The organism is Streptomyces sp. TLI_105 (genome assembly GCF_900105415.1).
Lineage (GTDB): Bacteria > Actinomycetota > Actinomycetes > Streptomycetales > Streptomycetaceae > Streptomyces.
The window spans coordinates 8,206,749-8,227,028 of record NZ_FNSM01000001.1; the positions used below are offsets into that span (position 1 = coordinate 8,206,749).

Annotated in this window: 20 protein-coding genes; 14 read left to right on the forward strand and 6 right to left on the reverse strand. The window is 71.2% G+C overall.

All coding sequences use genetic code 11. From position 1 onward, the window contains the following. The first annotated feature begins 89 nt into the window (after positions 1–89). Positions 90–1,577 (forward strand): long-chain-fatty-acid--CoA ligase, encoded by a 1,488-nt coding sequence (locus BLW86_RS37370; protein WP_093878131.1) that lies wholly within the window; start codon positions 90–92, stop codon positions 1,575–1,577. A gap of 79 nt (positions 1,578–1,656) precedes the next feature. Here BLW86_RS37370 and BLW86_RS37375 read toward each other — a convergent pair whose 3' ends face one another. After that, positions 1,657–2,082 carry a tautomerase family protein gene (locus BLW86_RS37375; protein WP_093878132.1) on the reverse strand — a complete coding sequence of 142 codons (426 nt, stop codon included), beginning with the start codon at positions 2,080–2,082 and terminating at the stop codon, positions 1,657–1,659. A gap of 28 nt (positions 2,083–2,110) precedes the next feature. Further along, a complete protein-coding gene (locus BLW86_RS37380) occupies positions 2,111–2,812 on the reverse strand; it encodes an SDR family oxidoreductase (protein ID WP_093878133.1) in 702 nt (233 codons plus the stop codon). Positions 2,813–2,906: 94 nt separating this feature from the next. Between BLW86_RS37380 and BLW86_RS37385 the strand changes: the two genes are divergently transcribed. Next, entirely contained in the window at positions 2,907–3,389 is a 483-nt protein-coding gene (locus BLW86_RS37385) for a winged helix-turn-helix transcriptional regulator (RefSeq protein ID WP_093879079.1), read from the forward strand. A 66-nt stretch (positions 3,390–3,455) separates the two neighbouring features. Here the strand turns inward: BLW86_RS37385 and BLW86_RS37390 are convergent, their stop codons facing one another. From BLW86_RS37390 to BLW86_RS37405, 4 genes are all read right to left on the reverse strand, one after another. Beyond that, positions 3,456–4,667 carry a PucR-like N-terminal domain-containing protein gene (locus BLW86_RS37390; protein WP_093878134.1) on the reverse strand — a complete coding sequence of 404 codons (1,212 nt, stop codon included), beginning with the start codon at positions 4,665–4,667 and terminating at the stop codon, positions 3,456–3,458. Between the two features lie 213 nt (positions 4,668–4,880). Further along, positions 4,881–5,822 (reverse strand): hypothetical protein, encoded by a 942-nt coding sequence (locus BLW86_RS37395; RefSeq protein ID WP_093878135.1) that lies wholly within the window; start codon positions 5,820–5,822, stop codon positions 4,881–4,883. A gap of 46 nt (positions 5,823–5,868) precedes the next feature. After that, positions 5,869–7,437, reverse strand: a complete 1,569-nt coding sequence (locus BLW86_RS37400; protein WP_371129651.1) for a DUF6801 domain-containing protein — start codon at positions 7,435–7,437, stop codon at positions 5,869–5,871. Positions 7,438–7,626: 189 nt separating this feature from the next. Next, complete coding sequence (locus BLW86_RS37405) at positions 7,627–8,262, reverse strand: hypothetical protein (protein WP_093878137.1); 636 nt, start codon at positions 8,260–8,262, stop codon at positions 7,627–7,629. 623 nt (positions 8,263–8,885) lie between these two features. Between BLW86_RS37405 and BLW86_RS37410 the strand changes: the two genes are divergently transcribed. From BLW86_RS37410 to BLW86_RS37465, 12 genes are read left to right on the forward strand one after another with little or no spacing between them, the layout of a single operon-like run. Beyond that, positions 8,886–9,896: an ABC transporter ATP-binding protein gene (locus BLW86_RS37410; protein ID WP_093878138.1), complete on the forward strand. Its 1,011-nt coding sequence runs from the start codon at positions 8,886–8,888 to the stop codon at positions 9,894–9,896. Next, positions 9,893–10,657: an MlaE family ABC transporter permease gene (locus BLW86_RS37415; RefSeq protein ID WP_093878139.1), complete on the forward strand. Its 765-nt coding sequence runs from the start codon at positions 9,893–9,895 to the stop codon at positions 10,655–10,657. Before BLW86_RS37410 ends, BLW86_RS37415 begins: the two co-directional genes overlap by 4 nt. A gap of 5 nt (positions 10,658–10,662) precedes the next feature. Continuing rightward, positions 10,663–11,469 (forward strand): MlaE family ABC transporter permease, encoded by an 807-nt coding sequence (locus BLW86_RS37420; RefSeq protein WP_093878140.1) that lies wholly within the window; start codon positions 10,663–10,665, stop codon positions 11,467–11,469. Between the two features lies 1 nt (position 11,470). Continuing rightward, a complete protein-coding gene (locus BLW86_RS37425) occupies positions 11,471–12,724 on the forward strand; it encodes an MCE family protein (RefSeq protein WP_093878141.1) in 1,254 nt (417 codons plus the stop codon). Beyond that, positions 12,721–13,776, forward strand: coding sequence for an MCE family protein (locus BLW86_RS37430; protein ID WP_093878142.1), 1,056 nt, complete (start codon positions 12,721–12,723; stop codon positions 13,774–13,776). The genes BLW86_RS37425 and BLW86_RS37430 overlap by 4 nt, the downstream gene beginning before the upstream one ends. After that, positions 13,773–14,822 (forward strand): MCE family protein, encoded by a 1,050-nt coding sequence (locus tag BLW86_RS37435; protein WP_093878143.1) that lies wholly within the window; start codon positions 13,773–13,775, stop codon positions 14,820–14,822. Before BLW86_RS37430 ends, BLW86_RS37435 begins: the two co-directional genes overlap by 4 nt. Beyond that, the gene (locus BLW86_RS37440) at positions 14,819–15,847 is read left to right on the forward strand and encodes an MCE family protein (RefSeq protein WP_093878144.1); all 1,029 of its coding nucleotides are present in this window, start codon (positions 14,819–14,821) and stop codon (positions 15,845–15,847) included. The genes BLW86_RS37435 and BLW86_RS37440 overlap by 4 nt, the downstream gene beginning before the upstream one ends. Then, a complete protein-coding gene (locus BLW86_RS37445) occupies positions 15,844–17,079 on the forward strand; it encodes an MCE family protein (protein WP_093878145.1) in 1,236 nt (411 codons plus the stop codon). The genes BLW86_RS37440 and BLW86_RS37445 overlap by 4 nt, the downstream gene beginning before the upstream one ends. Then, positions 17,076–18,350 (forward strand): MCE family protein, encoded by a 1,275-nt coding sequence (locus BLW86_RS37450; RefSeq protein ID WP_093878146.1) that lies wholly within the window; start codon positions 17,076–17,078, stop codon positions 18,348–18,350. Before BLW86_RS37445 ends, BLW86_RS37450 begins: the two co-directional genes overlap by 4 nt. Continuing rightward, positions 18,347–18,889 carry a hypothetical protein gene (locus BLW86_RS37455; RefSeq protein WP_093878147.1) on the forward strand — a complete coding sequence of 181 codons (543 nt, stop codon included), beginning with the start codon at positions 18,347–18,349 and terminating at the stop codon, positions 18,887–18,889. Before BLW86_RS37450 ends, BLW86_RS37455 begins: the two co-directional genes overlap by 4 nt. After that, the gene (locus BLW86_RS37460) at positions 18,886–19,659 is read left to right on the forward strand and encodes a hypothetical protein (RefSeq protein ID WP_093878148.1); all 774 of its coding nucleotides are present in this window, start codon (positions 18,886–18,888) and stop codon (positions 19,657–19,659) included. Before BLW86_RS37455 ends, BLW86_RS37460 begins: the two co-directional genes overlap by 4 nt. A 26-nt stretch (positions 19,660–19,685) precedes the next feature. Beyond that, positions 19,686–20,228 carry a nuclear transport factor 2 family protein gene (locus BLW86_RS37465; RefSeq protein WP_093878149.1) on the forward strand — a complete coding sequence of 181 codons (543 nt, stop codon included), beginning with the start codon at positions 19,686–19,688 and terminating at the stop codon, positions 20,226–20,228. The last annotated feature ends 52 nt before the right edge of the window (positions 20,229–20,280 follow it).

Consider the following 20,280-nt stretch of genomic DNA (forward strand, 5'->3'; position numbering starts at 1 on the left):
TGTCACCCCGGCCATAGGCCGCGACGGCATACGGCTGGAAGATGTCGACGATGTAAACATTCGGTGATTCCGTGTAACGGAGGCGGGTCATGGCCAATCTGGCAGGGTTCCTCGTGGAGACGGCGGGGCGACAGCCCGAGCGCCCGGCGCTGCGCCTGGGGGAGCAGGTCATCACCTACGCGGAACTGGACGAGCGCAGCGCCCGCGCCGCCGCCCTCCTGAGGTCCGAGGGAGTACGGCCCGGGGACCGCGTCGCCCTGATGCTGCCGAACGTTCCCGAGTTCGTCGTGCTGTACTACGGCGTCCTGCGCGCCGGAGCGGTCGTCGTACCGATGAACCCGCTCCTGAAGACCCGGGAGACGGAGTTCCACCTCGCCGACTCCGGCGCCGTGCGGCTCTTCGAGTGGCACCGGGCGCCGGGCGAGGGCGCGCGGGGAGCGGCCGCCGCGGGAGTACGGCACACGGCCGTCGAACCCACGGCCTTCGCCGCGACGCTGGCCCTGCACGAGCCGCTGCCCGAGGTCGCCGACACGGACGACGAGGACATGGCCGTCCTGCTGTACACCTCCGGCACCACCGGCCGCCCCAAGGGCGCCGTGCTCTCCCACGCCGGGCTCCGGCACAACACCGAGGTCAACAGCGTCCACATCCAGCGGATGACGCCGGAGGACGTGGTGGTCGGCTGTCTGCCGCTGTTCCACATCTTCGGGCAGGTCTGCACCATGAGCGCGGCCGTCCGCAGCGGCGCCTCCCTCGTCATGATCCCGCGCTTCGACCCGGGGGCCGTCCTGGACGCCATCGCCCGCGAACGGGCCACCGTCTTCGAGGGCGTGCCGACCATGTACGCGGCGCTGCTCCAGCACCCGTCCGAGGCGGACGTGTCGACGCTGCGGATGTGCATCTCCGGCGGCGCCTCGCTGCCGGTGGAGATCCTGCACGGCTTCGAGCGACGGTTCGGGTGTCCCGTCCTCGAGGGCTTCGGCATGTCCGAGACCAGCCCCGTGGTCACCTTCAACCACCCCGACCGGCCGCGCAAGGCCGGCTCCATCGGCACCCCCATCCGGGACGTCGAGGTGCGGCTGCTCGACGACAAGGGCCAGGACGTGGCCCCCGGCGGGATCGGCGAACTGGCCGTCCGGGGCCCCAACGTGATGAAGGGGTACTGGAACCGCCCGGAGGAGACGGAGGCCGCCGTCCCCGACGGCTGGCTGCGCACCGGTGACCTCGCCCGCGCCGACGAGGACGGCTACCTGTACATCGTCGACCGCAAGAAGGACATGATCATCCGCGGCGGTTACAACGTCTACCCGCGCGAGATCGAGGAGGTGCTCCACGAGCACCCGGCCGTCGCCCTCGCCGCCGTGGTCGGCATCCCGCATGCCGAACTGGGCGAGGAGGTCGCGGCCGCGATCGTGCTCCGCCCCGGCGCGCAGGTCCTCCCCGACGAGCTGCGGGAGTACGTCAAGGAGCGCGTGGCGGCCTACAAGTACCCGCGCCGGGTGTGGCTGGTGGACGCGCTGCCGCTGGGACCGAGCGGCAAGATCCTCAAGCGGGAGATCACCGTACCCGCGGGGTGAGGGCCGTCCGCCGTGGTGCGTCGGCGCACCACGGCGGACGACCGCGTCGCCGCAGCGGACGTCCCGGGTCGGCCGCGCGTCAGTAGGGCGTCGCCGCGTTCTGCCGGGCCCAGTGCCGTTCGGCGTCCGAGCCGCCCGGCGGCGGCACGAGCCCGTTGATCATCCAGAGCTCCTCGCTGGTCTCGTCGACGTGGAACTCCCAGTGGAGGTCGGCGTGCCGTTCCAGGTGGGGGTGCAGCATCTCCCTGATCCAGCGGGCGGTCCTGCGCCTGCTGTCCTCGTCGGGGTTGCGCCGGGCGATGTGGTCGATGGTGATGCGGACCCCGACCGGGGTCGGCTCCCCGCCGACGTAGAAGTCCTCGGGACGGGTCTCGTGGAACAGGGTGACCACGTAGAAGCGGGGCAGCCCGACCTTCTCGTAATGGTCCGCGATGGTCGAGGCGAGCCGGTGCTTCTCCTCGGCGGAGAAGATCCCGGGGGTGTGGTGAACGGTCCACAGGGGCATGGCGGTTCGTCGCTCCTTTGTCGGTGTGTCAGCCGGCGGACGGGATCGTCAGGTGTTCCACGGGTCCGGACAGCGCGGACTTGACGGTGACGCTGACGTCGTCGGCGAGCACCTCCACGTCCCCGGCCTCCAAGCCGTCGACGATCCGCGCGGCCACGTCGGCGGGCTTCGCCTTGCTCCGGTCGATGGCGGCGACCATGTCCGTGTCGATGAAGCCGGCGTGGACGCCGACGACGTGCGTGTGCTGCGGCGCGAGTTCGAGCCGGAGCGAGTTCGTGAGGGACCACGCCGCCGCCTTGGAGGCGCCGTACGCTCCGGCGCCCGCCAGCCACGACAGTACGGAGTGCATGTTCACCAGCGCTCCGCCGCGGTTCGCGGCGAGGACCGGCGCGAACGCCCGCGCCACCCGCAGCGGGCCGAGGACGTTGACGTCGAAGGTCTCGGCCGCCTGCTCGACGTCGCCCGTGAGCAGGGGGGCGGGATGCAGGACCCCGGCGTTGTTGAACACGATCTCGGCGTCCGCGGCGATCTCGGCGAGGGCGGCGACCGACTCGGCCGAGCGGACCTCGAGCGGGACGGTCACCACCCGGGGGCGCTCGTCGACGTACGCCGAGCGGGCGGTGGAGTACACCTTGTCCGCCCCGCGTGCCAGCACCTCGTCCACCAGCGCGGCTCCCAGCCCTCGCCGTCCGCCCGTCACCACGACCACCTTGCCCGCCACCGCAACCACAGCACGCTCCCCATCTGGATAACGACCTCGTTAGTCAGATGCAAGCACGCCCCTGCTGAGTAACGCAAGCATTAGTTACGATGGGCGGGTGGCGATGAGGTTCGAGAAGCGATTGAGCGACCGGGACGCGTGGTCGATCGGCGACGGGTGCTCGGCCGGCCGGGTGCTCGACCTGCTCAGCACCCGGACGGTCTTCATGGTCGTGCGGGAGTGCTTCTACGGCACGACCAGGTTCGAGGACTTCGTGACGAGGATCGGCACCTCCGCGCCCTCGGTGTCCCGCGCGCTCAAGCAGCTGGAGACCGCCGGGATCGTGGCGCGCACCCCCTACCAGGAGCCGGGGAAGCGGGCGCGCGACGAGTACCGGCTGACCGGGGCCGGCGAGGACCTGCTGCCGGTCTTCCTGTCGCTGATCCGGTGGGGCGACACGTACCTGCAGGACGGCCGTCCGCCGCTGGCCTTCGTCGAGGCCGAGAGCGGCCGCCCGCTGAACGTGCGCGTGACGGCCGACCCGGCACCGGATCCGTCCTCCGACGACATCGAGGTCCGTGTGCACCCCGACTGGCGCCGCGACTGACGCGCCCGCGCCGGCCCGCCGTCCCCGGGACGGCGGGCCGGCGCGTGGCGAGAAGGCGTGCGCGGCTCAGTCCACGCGCTTCCCGCCCTGGAGGTGGAGCGAGCGCAGGGCCGCCTCCAGGGCGAACCGGTGATCGGGGTCGAGGAGCCGGTCGCCGAAGTGGTTGTCCAGGTTCCGCAGGCGGTAGCGCACCGTCTGGGCGTGCACGCCCAGCATCTCGCCGACCTGTTCGGCGGGGGCCCGCGTGGAGACGTGCACGCGCAGGGTCTCGACCAGCCGCTCGCGCCGGGTGCCGGAAAGCCCGTCGAGCGGGGCCAGTTCGCGCGCGGCGAGATGGGCGGTGAGGGCCGGATCGGACAGCAGCCACAACGTTGTCAGGTGCTCCTCGCAGTGCACGAGGGGGGCGTCCGCCACGATGCCGTCGTCGATGAGCCGCAGGACGCGTCGCGCCCAGCGGATGGAGTGCGCCGCCTGCACCGGCGGCACGGTCAGGCCGACGACGGCGGGGGTGCCGGCCAGGGCGGAGTCCAGCATCGCGAGGCGCTGCGCGGTGAGCGGGCCGGGGATGAGCAGATGCGGCTCGGGGAGGCTGAGGTCGGCCAGGACGTCCCGGTCGAGACCCGCCTGGACGAGTTCGGCGACCGGCGGGCGGAGGGCCACCAGGGTGCACTCGGCGGGCAGCTGCCAGGAGGCCTCCTGGCACAGCTCGGCGATGGTCGCCCGGGGCAGCGGCGGGCCGGCGACGACCAGGTGGAGCAGCTGTCTTCGCAGCGCCGCCACATCGGACACGGCGCGCGTCTGGACCATGAGGTAGCCCTCGCGGGAGAGGGCCTCCAGCTCGTCGACGTAGGCGAAGAGGGCGTCCGCGAAGGCCAGGATCAGGGTGGGGGAGAGGTTGTAGGTGCGCCCGATGCTCTTGGCCCGGCGTAACGCGATGCGCGCGCCGAGGCGGTAGGCGCCTTGCAGGGTGTCGAGGTCCCGGCCCTCGTAGGCCTCCACCCGGCCGAACTTGCGGATCAGCTCGTCCCGGAGGGCCGAGTTCCGCCCCGGGTCCGCGACCCGCTCCACGAAGGCCGCGAGCGCCTGCTCCACGCCCTGGCGGATCGCGTCCGAATGGGGGCCCTTGAAGAGGTGGGCGTACACGGGATAGGTCCGCTGGACCTCCACACCGATCTCCTTGATGAGGCCCGGGATCTCCGGTCTCATCAGGGCGGCGAACTCCCTGGGGAGCGGGTCGAGCGGCTCGCCGATGTTCGATGACTGTGCGGTTGCGGGCATGACCGATCCCTTGCTCTCCTGCGCGACCGGTGGGGAGCGGCGGTGCGGCGCCCACCGTGGAGGGTGGGCGCCGCCTTGGCCGTCAGGTGCGTACCAACGGGGACTGCTGAAGCTAAATCAACTGCTGTGTGCTGTACACAATTTGCGCAAGAGTTGGCGTCCCGGGGGCCCGTGTGCCGCCCGAGTAGGCCGGGAATCGCCCTTGGGTGGCCGTTACCTGACGGCCGAGTGCCAGTTCTGCGAGAACACCTTTCCGGCGTCGGGGGCGGCGACGCCGGGGGCGTAGAGACCGGTCAGGTAGGTCTGGGTGTTGTCGAGGGTGATGCTGTTCCTGCCGGAGGCGGCGGGAAGTCCGGTCTTGAGGTTGACCGCGCCGTTGACGAGGCCGAGGCCGAGCCCGCAGCCGGTGGCGCCGGGGACGGCGAAGGTCTTGTCGACCTGGGTGGAGCCGAGGATGTTCAGGCGGCTCATGTCGCCCTCCTCGTTCGGAGAGCCGTCGCCGTTGTAACGCTCGACGGAGAAGTCGGGGGACGTGAGGTTGCTCGGGCGCAGCACGATCGGGTTGGACTTCGTGCCGATGTAGCAGTTGCTGCCGAGGAAGGGGTTCTGGAGGTGGATGCGGACCGGGATCCTCACGATCGGCATGTCGGTGAGGACGCCCGCGATCTGGTCGAACTCCGAGGGCGTGCCGACCGATTCCACGGTGGCGGTGATCTTGTTGAGGTTGGCGTCCGACAGCTGCCGGCAGATGTCGGTGATGAACGGGATGTCGCTCGGACACATCAGGCCGAGCAGGCCCCCGGGGACGGTGGCGGAGTCCGCGATGAGCGAGCCGGCGGGCGGGGGGACGACGGTGTTGGTGCCGTCGGCGTTCTGGATCACACCGATCTGGAGGTTCGTCCTGCCGGTGACGACGGTCGTGTTGCCGAGCTTGATGGAGCCGCCGGTGGAGGAGGACGACACGCACTGCGTCGACCGGTCGAGGCCGTCGGCGGCGAGCATCGCGGGGGCGTCGACGGGGCAGCGGTCGAACGGGGCCCAGGCGCCGTTCAGCTGCGGAGTGGCCGCGGTCGCCGTGCCGATGGAGACGAAGGCGCCGAGCGCGGTCAGCGCGGAGAGGGTGGCGAGTCTCGTGCGGGAGGAGACGAGGGACATGGCGGATGCCTTCCGTCGAGGGAGAAGGGGGACAGGGTGGGTCGGTTCAGCGTTCGGGCTTGGGGACCACGTACGGCTGGCGGTCCTCGGTGCACTGGCCCTCGGTGGGCACCTCGACGCCCACGGCGCAGGTCTGCCCCTGGATCTGCTTGATGTGGTTGCCGGGGCCGGAGATGGACGCGGTGAGGAGCCGGTCGAGGTTCTCGCCGCCGGCGCCGCAGCCCTTGAAGGCGGGGATGGACACCTCGCCGGTGAGCGGGCCGCCGCCGGTGAGGAGATAGCCGGTCGCGTCCGTGCCGTTGAGGAGCTGTCCCTTGCCCAGGAGCACGAGGTGGTCCCCGGGGTGCTTGACGGGGTCGGGCTCGGGGGAGGTGAGCGGCTTCTCGGTGCGGCAGTCGGGCCCGACGTCCAGCCGGGTGCCGTTCACCCGGACATCGAGGACGCGCAGGACGAAGCGGGCGCGGATGTACGTCTCCGAGAGGTTGTCGGGGAAGACCAGGAGGACGTCCGAGTCGACGGTCAGGGGCCCCGTCTGCTCCAGGACCATGGTGGCCGTGGCCGGAGCGAAGTCGAACGTCAGGAAGGTGGCCTTGAACGGCGGGGTCTGCTTGCGCCCCTGGTACGAGAGGTGTCCCACCGACGGAGTGAGGAGGTGCATACTTCCGTCCGGCTGGATGACGAACTCCGGCTGGCCCTGCTCGATCAGGACGCAGGACACCGGAATGACGGTGGCGCCGTTCAGCTTCCGCACGTTGGAGTAGCCGGTGATGTACGCCGACAGCGACGTGGGGGTCGGTTTCTCGGTCACGCAGGGCGGTGCGGCCGGCCGGCCCGCCGGGGTGCCGGGCGCGTCCTCGTCGGTCACCGTCAGGCCCCCGTCCCCGCCCGCCTGCTGCCCGGTCCGCGGACCCTTCGGGGCGCGGCCCGTCCCCTCCGCCGTTCCCGGCCTCACCGGGACGGTCCGTCCCGAGGGGGAGGACGGCCCGGAGGAGGGAGAGGAGGAAGGGGACGTCGAAGGGGCGGACGGCGACGCGGAAGGAGTGCCCGGTTCTCCGGTGCCCGGGCCGGCGCCGACCGGGACCGTGGTGAGCAGCGTCCGGCCCTCCGCGTCCTGACCGGGGACGCAGGTGACGGAGAGGGAGGCGGGGGTGGTGGGCGCGCCGTCGGCCGTGCTCGGGGCGAGATCGAGGGTGAGGCCCGCGGCGGTGAGGGTCAGGTCGCCGGCGGTGTCCGTCGTCAGGACCGGCACGTCACCGGTCGTGGTGAGCACGAGAGGCCCCTCGGCGGGGACGTCGAGAGACTGCGCCGTACCGCTCCACGTGGCCTGCGCGCGCTGCTCGTTCTGGGCCACATCGACCGTGAGCCGGGTTTCCGCCCGTACGGTGGAGCCCGGAGACGCGGTGAGGTCGGCCGCGGCCGGGAGTTCCACCGTCGTGGTGACGTCGGTGGGCCTGATCTCCTCGCCGGGGGCCGCCCGGTCGGGGAAGGCCGCCGTGATCCGTACCGTCGCCGGCCGCTGTCCCGAGGGCAGGGTGCAGACGTAGGGCAGCGCGGTGTCGACCTTCAGCGTCCCGACGGCCACGGCCGCGGCCGGGAGCAGGGGGGCGAGCGCCACGAACGCGGCGATCGTCGCGCCGCGCGCGCGGACACGGGAAGGTCGGGGGGTGGGCCCGGGGCCTCTCATCTGTTGCTCCGCTCGGGTCGTTCGTGTGCCGACGGGGGAAGGGGGCCGGCGAAGGGCGCGCACAGGTCCGCGCCCGCCCGGCCGGGGTCGCCGGCCGGACGGACGCGGGTTCCTGCGTCCTTACGGGTTGGAACCGACGATCGTCGGGATGGTGGTGGTGCCCGCCACCTTGAAGAGGTACGTGCCCTTGAAGGTGGGCTTGGCGCCGACCGGGACGGCCGAACCGCAGCCGCTCGACGAGACGACGGTGAGCTCGCCCGCGAGGCTGTTGACGGCGAGCGCGCCCGTCGAGTTGGTGTACGTGCTGGACGCCTTGCCCGTCACGCGGAAGACACAGGCGCCGACGGTCACCGTGGCGTCGACGTTGCCGACGTAGCCCTTGGTGACGCCGGTCGAGGCGGTGTAGTCCTGCGCCACGATCGTCCAGGGGGTGGTCGGGACGGCGGTCACGGGGCCCAGCACGCTGGTGCAGGGCGTCCCGCTGGCGCCGAAGGCGATGGAGTTGATGGTGCCGACGGTCGCCGGGTTGCCGGTGGTGCTCTGCCCCGTGCCCGAACCGTTCGACTTCGTACACGTCATGGCGATGCCGTTGACGCTGAGGACGATGTTCCCGCTGTTGACCGCGGTGATGCTGGCCGGGGACGGGCTGACGGTCCAGACCGTGGACGCCACCGCCGACGCGGGGCTCACGGCCAGGGCGAACGCGGCCGAGGCGGTTCCGGCGACGACGGCGAGGTTTCTGATCGGCTTCTTCATGGCTCTGGGACTCTCCTTGGGGATTGACCGGCAGAGGGTGGCCGCGGTGGGGGTCGAGCGGCCGGCGGCCCGACGTCTCTCGGCCGCGAAACCAGACGTTACTTGCGGGAAACTTAGCTGAACAATGGCGCAGCCCATGATTCTTTGAAGAGCTCTAATTGCCTGTCAAGTGGGTGAGCGATGGCGTGAATCCCCTTGGTTCCGGGGTGCGTAATGTCGACATTTATGATCGATCAGACAAGCGTGGGCGGTGGATGGGCGTGCGATGCCCCCTTGTGAACTCGATGGATTGACCCTTTGCTCTCGCCGGTGACAGGTCGACGGACGGAACTGTCTCTCGCCTGACAAATATCCCGGCGTTTGATTTCGGCCTGCGAAAACTCCGATTCCGGTATTGCCGTGAGAGGTTACTCGGCCGTAACGTTCCCCGGGCCGACGCTCGATCGCAGGTCGGCGCGGCAATCTGTCTCCGGAGAGACAAGAGTCGGCGCCGACTTTGTCTCCACGGTGACAACTGCCGGAGCGGATCAAGGATTTTGCGCCACACCTATTGTCCGGGTGATCCGCACCGGTTTACCGTGCGCCCGCAGCGCACGCCCCGACGCACGCTTGCTGGAGGTGGGATGGGAATCGAAGTAGTCGTTGATGGGCTGACCATGTCCTTCGGCAAGCAGAACATCTGGCAGGACGTGTCGCTGACCCTGCCGGCCGGAGAGGTCAGCGTGATGCTCGGCCCTTCCGGTACCGGGAAGACCGTCTTCCTGAAATCGCTCATCGGGCTGCTCAAACCCCAACAGGGCCGTGTCCTCATCAATGGGGTCGACATGGTCAGCAGCCCCGAACGGGACATCTACGAGACCCGGAAACTCTTCGGCCTCATGTTCCAGGACGGCGCCCTCTTCGGCTCCATGAGCCTCTTCGACAACATCGCCTTCCCCCTGCGCGAGCACACCCGCAAACGGGAGTCCGAGATCCGGCGCATCGTCATGGAACGGATCGAACTCGTCGGCCTGCTCGGCGCGGAGGACAAGCTGCCGGGCGAGATCAGCGGCGGCATGCGCAAACGCGCCGGACTGGCCCGAGCACTCGTGCTCGACCCGCAGATCGTCCTGTGCGACGAGCCGGACTCCGGGCTCGACCCCGTCCGCACCGCCTACCTGTCCCAGCTGCTCATCGACCTCAACGCCCGGATCGACGCGACGATGCTGATCGTCACCCACAACCTCGACATCGCCGCCACCGTCCCCGACAACATGGGGATGTTCTTCCGGCGCAGGCTCGTCACCTTCGGCCCCCGAGAGGTCCTCCTCACCAGCGACGAACCCGTCGTCACCCAGTTCCTCGCCGGCCGCCGCGAAGGCCCCATCGGCATGTCCGAGGAGAAGGACGCCGCGCTCCTCGCCGCAGAGGCGGCCGGCCCCGCCGGCCACCCGACGGGACCCCGCGACATCGTCCCGCAGCTGGAACCCTCACCCGGCCTGCCGCCCCGCGCGGCCGTCACCCGACGGCGCGAGCGCGTCCTCGGCATGCTCGACCAGCTGCCGCCCGCCGCCCGCGCCGCCATCCGCGACACCTACGCGCGCAGCGCCACGGCGCCCACCCTGACCATGCCGGCCACCGGGAGCGGCTCGTGATCGCCGGCGCGCTGCGGCAGACCGGCCGCCTCTTCGCCCTCGCCGCCGAGGTGAGCCGGGCCGTCTTCCGACGGCCCTTCCAGTTCCGGGAGTTCGTCGAGCAGTTCTGGTTCGTCGCCAGTGTCACCATCCTGCCGGCCGCGCTCGTCTCCATCCCGTTCGGCGCCGTCATCGCCCTCCAGGTCGGCTCGCTCACCCAGCAGCTGGGAGCCCAGTCGTTCACCGGCGGCGCGAGCGTCCTCGCCGTCATCCAGCAGGCCAGCCCCCTCATCGTGGCCCTCCTGATCGCGGGCGCCGGCGGCTCCGCCATCTGCGCCGACCTCGGCTCCCGCAAGATCAGGGAAGAGCTCGACGCGATGGAGGTCATGGGCGTCTCGCCCGTCCAGCGACTGGTCGTCCCGCGCGTCCTCGCCACCATGGCGGTCGCCGTGCTCCTCAACGGAATGGTCTCCGTCGTCGGCACGCTGGGCGGCTACTTCTTCAACATCGTCCTCCAGGGCGGCACCCCCGGCGCGTACCTCTCCAGCTTCTCCGCCCTCGCCCAGCTGCCCGACCTCTACATCAGCGAACTCAAAGCCCTGATCTTCGGGTTCATCGCCGGCATCGTCGCCGCCTACCGCGGGCTCAACCCCCGCGGCGGACCCAAGGGCGTCGGCGACGCCGTGAACCAGTCCGTCGTCATCACCTTCATGCTGCTGTTCTTCGTGAACATGGTGCTGACGGGCATCTACCTGCAGATCGTCCCGCCGAAGGGAGGCTGACCCCGATGGCCTCCCCGTTCGTCTGGCTCGACCGCTCCGGTGACCAGCTCCTCTTCTACGTCAGGGCCCTCCTCTGGATCCCGCGCACGCTGCGCCGCTACCTCAAGGAGGTGCAACGGCTGCTCGCCGAGGTCGCCTTCGGCTCCGGCGGCCTCGGCGTCATCGGCGGCACCATCGGCGTCATGATCGCGATGACGCTGTTCACCGGCACCGTCGTCGGACTCCAGGGCCACGCGGCCCTCGAACAGATCGGCACCGCCGCCTTCACCGGATTCGTGTCCGCCTACTTCAACACCCGTGAGATCGCCCCGCTCGTCGCCGGCCTCGCCCTCTCCGCGACCGTCGGCGCCGGATTCACCGCCCAGCTCGGGGCCATGCGCATCAACGAAGAGGTCGACGCCCTCGAAGGCATGGGCATCCGCTCCATGCCGTACCTCGTCACCACCCGCATCATCGCGGGCGTCGTCGCCATCGTCCCCCTCTACGCGGTCGGCCTGCTCTCCTCCTACCTGGCCTCCCGCTACGTCACGGTCCTCTTCAACGGCCAGTCCCAGGGCACCTACGACCACTACTTCAACCTCTTCCTGTCACCGACGGACGTCCTCCTCTCGGTGCTGAAAGTGCTGATCTTCAGCGTGATGGTGATCATCGCCCACTGCTACTACGGCTTCCGCGCCTCCGGCGGACCCGCCGGCGTCGGCATCGCCGTCGGCCGCTCCGTACGCAACGCCATCGTGCTGATCAGCGTCACCGACTTCTTCCTGTCGCTGGCCCTCTGGGGCGCGACCACGACCGTGAAGGTGGCGGGGTGAGATGAGCGACTCAACGGCCGAGACCCTGCGCCGCCGGTTCGCCGGCATCGTCTTCCTCCTTGTACCCGTCCTGCTCGCCTCACTGGCGGTCGCCGTCTACGACAAACGCTTCACCGACTCCGACCCGATCGTCGTCGAGACCGGCAGCGTCGGCAACGAGATGCACCTCGGGGCCGAGGTGAAACTGCGCGGCGTCGTCGTCGGCGAGGTCCGCGCCATCGACACCACCGACGGCGGAGCCCGGCTCACCCTCGCCATGCGGCCCGGAACCCTGCGCCACGTCCCCTCCGACGTCCGCGCGCAGATGCTGCCCACGACCCTCTTCGGCGAGCGGTTCGTCGCCCTCGTACCCCCCGGAAACCCCTCCACGCGGCCCCTCGGCCCCGGAGACGTCATCCCGGAGGACCGGTCGAGCAACGCCGTGGAACTCCAGCAGGTCCTCGACAACGTCCTGCCCCTGCTCACCGCCGTCCAGCCGCAGAAACTGTCGGCGACCCTGTCCGCCGTCTCCCGCGCCCTGGAGGGGCGCGGCGACAAGCTCGGCGAGACCCTGGCCCGACTCGACGCCCATCTACGCGAGTTCAACCCCCACCTACCCGCCCTCACCCGCGACCTGAAAGAACTCGTGAAGGTCAGCCACCTCTACGCGGACGCGGCCCCGGACATCGTCACCGCGCTCACCGACTTCACCACCACCAGCGGCACCCTCGCCGAGAAGGAGGGCGCGTTGGCCGGCACCTTCGGCGCCACCACCCGGACGGCCCAGGACCTGACCGCCTTCCTCCGGCAGAACAAGAACAACATCATCCGGCTCAGCGCCACCGGCAGGCCCACCCTGGAACTGCTCGCCGAGTACTCCCCGTCCTTCCCCTGCACCCTGCGCACCCTCGCCCAGTTCGTGCCCGCCATGGACAAGGCGCTCGGCAAGGGCACGAACCAGCCCGGACTGCACGTCGAGGTGACCACAGTCCCCTCCCGCGGTGCCTACGTCCCCGGCCGTGACACGCCCTCGTACGGCTCCGGCGGCGGCCCGCGCTGCTACCCCGTGCCCTACCTCGGCGTCCCGGCCGCACCCGCCGTACGGGCGTCCGCCGCGGCCGACCAGGACCTCGGCCCCGCCAACTCCCCGCAGGAGAACGACCTCGTCAACGAACTGCTCGCCCCCGCGGCGAAGAAGCGGCCCGGCGACCTGCCGGACTGGAGCAGCCTCCTCGCCGGCCCCGCGTTCCGCGGCGCGGAGGTGACCCTCCGATGACGACACGACCCAGCCACACGCGACGGCGCGGCCTGACCGGCACCGTACTGAAGTCCCTCGCGTTCGTCCTGGTCACCGCCCTCGCCACCACCGTCCTCGGCTTCAGCATCGCCAACACCGGCGTCGGTGCCGAAACCCGCTCGTACAAGGCGCTGTTCACCGACGTCACCGGGCTCGTCGAGGGCGACTCCGTGCGCATCGCCGGAGTGAAGGTGGGCGAGGTGACCGACGTGCGCGTCGTCGAGCGGCGCACCGCCCAGGTCACCTTCACGGTCCGCGAGGACCGCGCCCTGCCCCGGTCGGCGACCGCCGCCGTGAAGTACCTCAACATGGTCGGGCAGCGGTACGTCTCCCTCGGCCGGGGCACCGGCGACCTGACCGGCACCCTGGGCGCCGGAGAGACCATCCCGCTCGACCGCACCACACCCGCACTCGACCTGACCCTGCTCTTCAACGGGTTCAAGCCACTCTTCGAGGGACTCTCGCCCGCGGACGTCAACGACCTGGCCGCCTCCCTCGTGCAGGTCCTCCAGGGCGAGAGCGGAACGGTCGACAGCCTCCTGCGGCACATCGGCTCCCTCACCAGGACCGTCGCCGCCAAGGACGAGGTCATCGGCGAGGTCGTCACCCACCTCAACACCGTCCTGACCACCCTCAACAACCGCGAGGCCGGCTTCAACGACCTCGTCGTCACCCTCCAGAAGCTCGTCACCGGCTTCAACACCGACCGCAAACCCCTCGGCGAGGCGGTCAAGGCCATCGGCGACCTCACCACGACGACCGCCGGACTCCTCCAGGAAGGCCGCGCGCCCCTCAAGAAGGACATCCGCGAACTGGGCCGGCTCTCGGGCACCCTCGGCGACCACACCCCAGCCATCGAGACCTTCCTCGCCCACACCCCCGGCAAGATGTCGGCCCTCGCCCGGCTCTCCTCGTACGGATCGTGGTTCAACCTCTACCTCTGCGAGGCGCGCGTGAGCGGCGTGGGAACCTCCGACGGCTCCAAGCCGCCGACCGGCATCGCCGTGACCGAGACGAGGTGCCGCGGATGAGCCCGCGCCCCCGGCTGAAGCCGGTCAAGGAGCGCAGTCCCGTCGCCGTCGCCGTCGTCGGGCTGCTGATCCTCGCCCTCATGGCCGTCCTCGCGTACAACGTGGAACGGCTCCCGCTCGTCGGCGGCGACACCGCCTACAGCGCCGACTTCACCGAGGCCGCCGGACTCGACGCCGGCGACGAGGTCCGCATCGCGGGGGTCAAGGTCGGCAAGGTCACCGAGGTCGCCCTCGACGGGCCCAAGGTCAAGGTGACCTTCGAGGTCGGCGACGCCTGGATCGGCGACCGGTCGACCGCCGCCATCGCCATCAAGACCCTCCTCGGCGAGAAGTACCTGGCGCTCGACCCGCTGGGCTCCGCACCCCAGGACCCCGGAGCCAGCATCCCGCAGTCCCGCACCACCTCCCCGTACGACGTGACCCAGGCCTTCCAGGACCTCAGCGGCACCGTCGACGCCATCGACACCGAGAAGCTCGCGGAGAGCTTCGAGACGATCTCCGCCACCTTCAAGAACTCCCCGCCGCACGTACGCAACGCCGCCACCGGCCTCTCCGAGCTGTCGAAGTCCGTCTCCAAGCGCGACACCCAGCTCGCCCGGCTCCTGGAGAACAGCAAGAAGTTCACCAAGACCCTCCAGGACAAGAAGTCCAGCTTCGAGATCCTCCTGGAGGACGGCGGCTCGCTCCTCGGCGAACTCAGGAAGCGCCGCGAGGCCATCCGCGCCCTGCTCAAGGGAAGCCGGGACCTCGGCACCGAACTCAGCGGCATCGTCGGCGACAACAACCGGCAGCTCGGCCCCACCCTGAAGGCCCTCAGCCGCGTCACCGGCGTCCTGGAGAAGAACAGCGGCCAGCTCGACAAGACGCTCGCGCTCATCGGCCCCTACTACCGGCTCGTCGGCAACACCCTCGGCAGCGGCCGCTGGTTCGACAGCTACCTGTGCGGCGTGGTGCCCCGCACCTATCTGCCCGAGGCCTCGCAGCCCAAGACCGGATGCCTCCCGCCGAAACAGACGGCGACGGCCGAGGGGAGCGGTGAACGATGACCAAGCCCAGAAAGCCCCTCGCCGCCGGGCTCGCCCTCGCGGTGCTCGCGGCCTGCGGCCTCGTCGCCGTCAGCACCCTCGACGACGACGGCATCCGCGTCACCGCCTGGTTCGACCGTGCCGTCGGCATCTACGCCGGATCCGACCTGCGCGTCCTCGGCGTCCGCGTCGGAGAGGTGGAAGCCGTGGAACCGCAGGGCACCCGGGTGCGCGTCGAACTCCGCCTCGACGAAGGCGTACGCGTCCCCGCCGACGCACGGGCCCTCGTCGTCGCCCCGAGCATCGTCGCCGACCGGTACGTCCAGCTCACCCCCGCCTACAGCACCGGCCCCGCCCTCGCCGACGGTGCCCAGCTGCCCGCGTCCCGCAACCGCACCCCCGTCGAGATCGACCAGCTCTACGACTCGATCACCGAGCTGAGCGAGGCACTCGGCCCCGACGGCGCCAACTCCGCCGGAGCCCTCTCCGAACTCCTGGACACCGGAGCGAAGAACCTCAAGGGCAACGGCACGGCCATCGGCACCTCCATCGAACAGTTCGGCAAGGCCGCCAAGACCCTCGACGGCAGCAGCGAGAACCTGTTCACCACCCTCGGCCGGCTGCAGACCTTCACCACCATGCTGAAGAAGAAGGACGGAGACGTCCGCACCGCACAGGAACGCCTCGACGAGGTCGTCGGCTACTTCGCCGAGAACAAGGACGACCTCGCCGGCGCACTCGCGGAACTCGGCAAGGCCCTCGCCCAGGTCAAGACCTTCATCAAGGACAACCGCGGCGAGCTGAAGAAGAACATCGACCGGCTCGTGCCCCTCACCCAGACCCTCGTCGACCAGCGGGCCTCCCTCGCGGAGGCGCTCGACGTCGCCCCGCTCGCCGCCGGCAACGTCGTCAACGCGTACGACAAGGACACCCGCACCCTCGACGGCCGCGCCAACCTCAACGAGATCAGCATGGGCGGACCACTGCTCCCGCTGCCGGTGACCGGCGGCTCCTCCTCGACCGGCACCCGAGGGGGGCAGCGATGAACCGGGACACCCCGCCCTCCCGCAAGGCCCTGGGGGCCGGAGCCGTCGGAGCGGTCGCGCTCGGCCTCGGACTCGCCGTCGTCCTCGGCGCGGTCCCCGCGAACCCCGTCCGGTTCGACGGCATCGAGGACCTCCCGCTGCCCGGCGGCGCCGACCTCGGCTCCCACCCCTACACGGTCACCGCCGAGATCGACGACGTCCTCAGCCTCGTGCCCCAGTCCGCGGTCAAGGTCAACGACGTCGCCGTCGGCCGCGTCACCGCCATCGAGCTGGAGACCGACAACTGGTCCGCCCGCGTCACCCTGAAGATCAACGGCGACGTCCGGCTCCCCGCCGACGCCGGCGCCCGCCTGGAACAGTCCAGCCTCCTGGGCGAGAAGTACATCCAGCTCGTCGCCCCCCGGAAGGACAGCGGCGGACGCCTCGCCGACGGCAGCGTCATCCCGCTCGCGCGCACCAACCGCAACACGGAGGTCGAGGAGGTGTTCGGCGCGCTGTCCCTGCTGCTCAACGGCGGCGGCGTCAACCAGCTCAAGACCATCACCCGGGAACTCGACGCGGCGCTCGGCGGCCGCGAACCCGAGGTCCGCTCGATGCTCGACCGCGTCAACACCCTGGTCACGAACCTGGACGCGCACCGCGGCGACATCACCCGCGCCCTCGACGGAGTCAACCGGCTCTCCGCCACCCTCGCCGGCCGCAAGAAGGACGTCGACACCGTCCTCACCGGTCTCTCGCCCGGCCTGAAGACCCTGGAGAACCAGCGGGGCTCCCTGCTGACCATGCTGCGCGCCCTGGACACCCTCTCCGCAGTCGCCGTCAGCACCGTCGACGCGAGCAAGAAGGACATGGTCGCCGACCTCAAGGCCCTCGCCCCCACCCTGACGGCACTCGCGGACGCCGGTGCCGACCTGCCCGAATCGCTCCAGGTCCTCCTCACGTATCCCTTCACCGACGAGGTCATGCGCGGCATCAAGGGCGACTACCTCAACACCTACCTCCACCTCGCCGCCGCCCCCGGGACCGAGGTGATCCCACCCCTCATCCCCAGGACCGAACCCACCCCGACACCCTCCCCGTCGACCCCGGACCCGGCTCCGGCCTCGCGCGACCGGGAGGGAACGAACCGCGGCACCCGGAGCCCGCAGTCGACGCTGCCGCTGCCCCCGGTCTCCTCGGCCGGCCCCTCGGAGCCCACCACCACACCCAAGGACGGAGGCGAGAAGCCGTGATCACCCGCACCGTACGGCTGAAGAACCTCGCGTTCCTCGTCATCGCCGTACTCGTCCTCGGCTTCGTCGGCGTCCGCTACGCCGACCTCGGCCGCTACGCCGGCGTCGCCGACCACTACACCGTCCGCGTCCACCTCGCCCGTACGGGAGGGTTGTTCACCCACTCCGACGTCACCTACCGCGGCGTCTCCGTCGGCCGCGTCGGAGCCATCGACCTCACCGCCGACGGAGTCGTGGCCGAACTGCGCATCAAGAACTCCGCCCCTCCCATCCCCGCCGACGCCCGAGCCGTCGTCGCCGGCCTCTCCGCCGTCGGTGAGCAGTACATCGACCTGCGGCCCGAGAGCGACGGCGCACCCTTCCTCGCCGACGGCGCCCGCATCGAACAGTCCGACACCGAGGTGCCGGCACCCGTCACCGACGTGCTCGCGAGCATGAACGACCTCACCCGCTCCGTCCCCCTGGACTCGCTGCGCACGGTCGTCGACGAACTCGGCAAGGCCTTCGAGGGACACGGCGACGACCTCCAGATCCTCCTCGACAACGGCAGCAGATTCGTCCAGGCCGCCGACCGCGCCCTGCCGGCCACGACCCGGCTCATCGACGACGGCGAGGTCGTCCTGCGCACCCAGGCCGACGAGAGCCGCGCCATCCGGGACTTCGCCACCGGCGCCCGCGACCTCGCCGCCACCCTCAAGGGCTCCGACGCCGACCTGCGCCGCCTCCTCGCCGTCACACCCGACGCGACCGGCCAGGTCAGCGGCCTCCTGCGCGACCTCGACCCCAGCCTCGGCGTCGTCCTCGCCAACCTCCTCACCACCTCGGAGATCGCCGTCACCCGACAGCGCGGCACGGAGGAACTCCTCGTCAAGTTCCCGGCGGCCGTCTCGGCGGGAGCCACCACCGTCGACGGAGGACACGTGAACTTCGGCATGGCCGTCACCTTCTTCACACCGCTGCCCTGCACCTCCGGATACGGCGGGACGCGCTACCGCAACGGGCTCGACCTGGGGACCGCGCCCGCCCTCAACACCGGCGCCTCCTGCACCTCCCCGGCCTCCACCGGCATCAACGTCCGCGGCTCGGCCCACGCACCCAGGAGCGGCGGCGTGCCCACCCCGGCCCGGCCCGGCTCCCTGCCCTCCGGCAGCGCGCGCACCACGACCGGCACGCAGCCGAACCTGCCCGGCGCGCTCGCGCTGCCCGGCCAGACCGGCGGCCCGACGGACATGGCCGGCCTCCTCGGCCTCGGTACGGGGAGTACGCGATGAGGCGCGCGAAAGCCCTGGGCACCGGCGCCCTCGTCGTCGCCCTCGGCTTCTGCGGGACGGGGGTCTGGACCTACGCCCAGGCCCGCACCGACGAGGAGCTCGCCTTCAGCCGGGAACGCGACACCGCGCTCGCCGAGGGCCGCAGCCGTCTCACCGTCCTGAACACGCTCGACGCCTCGACCCGAGAGCGCGCCGAAGCGGGCATCCGGGCCTGGCGCGACGCCTCCACCGGACCGCTCCGCACCGAACTGGGCCGCACCCGGCCCACGGTGGGCGCCTCGGCCCGCGCCACGGTCACCGAGGCCGCGCTCACCGCACTGGACGCCAGAGCCGGTACGGCGAAACTCATCGCGACCGTGCGCGTCGACGTCACGCCGCGCGGAGCCGCCGGCGCGACCACCGATCGCAAGCGCCTGGAGGCCGTCCTGACCCGCACGGGCGAGAACACCTGGAGGGTCGCGGCACTGAGCGCGGTACCCGTCGCGGAGGCGGAGAAGGGCGAGAAGAGCGAGAAGAGCGAGGAGGGCGGGGACGAGTGACGCGACTGCTGCGGACGGCAAGACGCGAGAACACCGGAGCCGACGAGGCCCCGGAGGCGGATGCGAAGTCGGCCACGGACGAAGACGCGCAGACACCCACGGCCGAAGAAGCCGAGGCCGCCACGGACCCGGACGCGACGGAGTCCTCGGACGGGCCCGCGAAGGCGGGCACGGACCCGGACGCGGCAGCCGGCACGGACGAGGACGCGGCAGCCGCCACGGACCCGGACGCGACGCCGGCCCCGGGCGCGTCCCGCGGCCGCCGGCCCGCCGGTGCGTGGCGGAAGGCCGCCCCGGCCGCCGCCGTCACCGTCCTCCTCCTCGGCGGGGCCGGGTTCCACTACGCCGCCCACCAGCTCCGTTCGGCCCCGTCGGCGCGCAACCACGCGCTCACCGACACCGAGACCACCACCCGCGTCGGCGGCGACGTGGCCGAAGGCCTCGCCCGGGTCTTCTCCTACACACCCGCCGACACCGACGCGGCGGAACGCTCCTCGCACACCGTGCTGGCCGGACGCGCCGCCCGCCAGTACAGCGACCTGCTCGCCCAGGTCCGCACGAACCTGGTCGAGCAGCGCATCACCCTCTCCACCCAGGCCGTCCGCACCGGGGTGATCGAACTCGACGGGGACAGCGCGCGCCTCCTCGTCTTCCTCGACCAGACCTCGCGGCGCGGCAAGGCCGCCGCCACGACCGCCGCGGCCCAGCTCACCGTCACCGCGAAGCACCAGGGAGACCGGTGGCTGATCGTCGACATCAAGGCCCGCTGACGATGAGCGGGAGACGGGAGAACCCCATGACACGCCAGGTCCGCGCCTCGGCGGGCAACCGACCGGCCCTGGCCGTGGCCCTCGTGCTCACCCTGGTCGCGGGCGGCTTCGCCGCCTGGGAGGGCCGGAGCTGGTACGCGGCGGCCCACGACGACTCCGCGGCGTACGCCGCGCAGCGCGACCGGGCCCTCGCGGCGGGGGAGCAGGCCGTGCAGAACCTCAACACGCTCGACCACCGGCGCGTGGACCAGGGCCTCGACCTCTGGGAGACCTCGACGACCGGCGAACTGCACCGACAGCTGGTCGACGGGCGGCAGGAGTTCACCAGTCAGGTGAAGGCGGCGAGGACGGTGACCACGGCCCGGGTGCTGTCCGGCGCCGTCACCGAACTCGACGACCGGGCCGGCCGGGCCCGGCTGCTCGTCGCGCTGCGCGTCACCGTCACGACGCCCGACAGCAAGAGCACGGAGAAGGACAGCCGCATGCTGGGCGAGCTCACCCGCACCGACGGCCAGTGGAAGCTCAGCGGTCTGGGGCAGGCCCCCGTGGGCGGCACGGCGACCGGCTGACCGGGCCGCCGTCCCGTACGCGAGAGCCGCCAGCACCCGAAAGGACACGCAC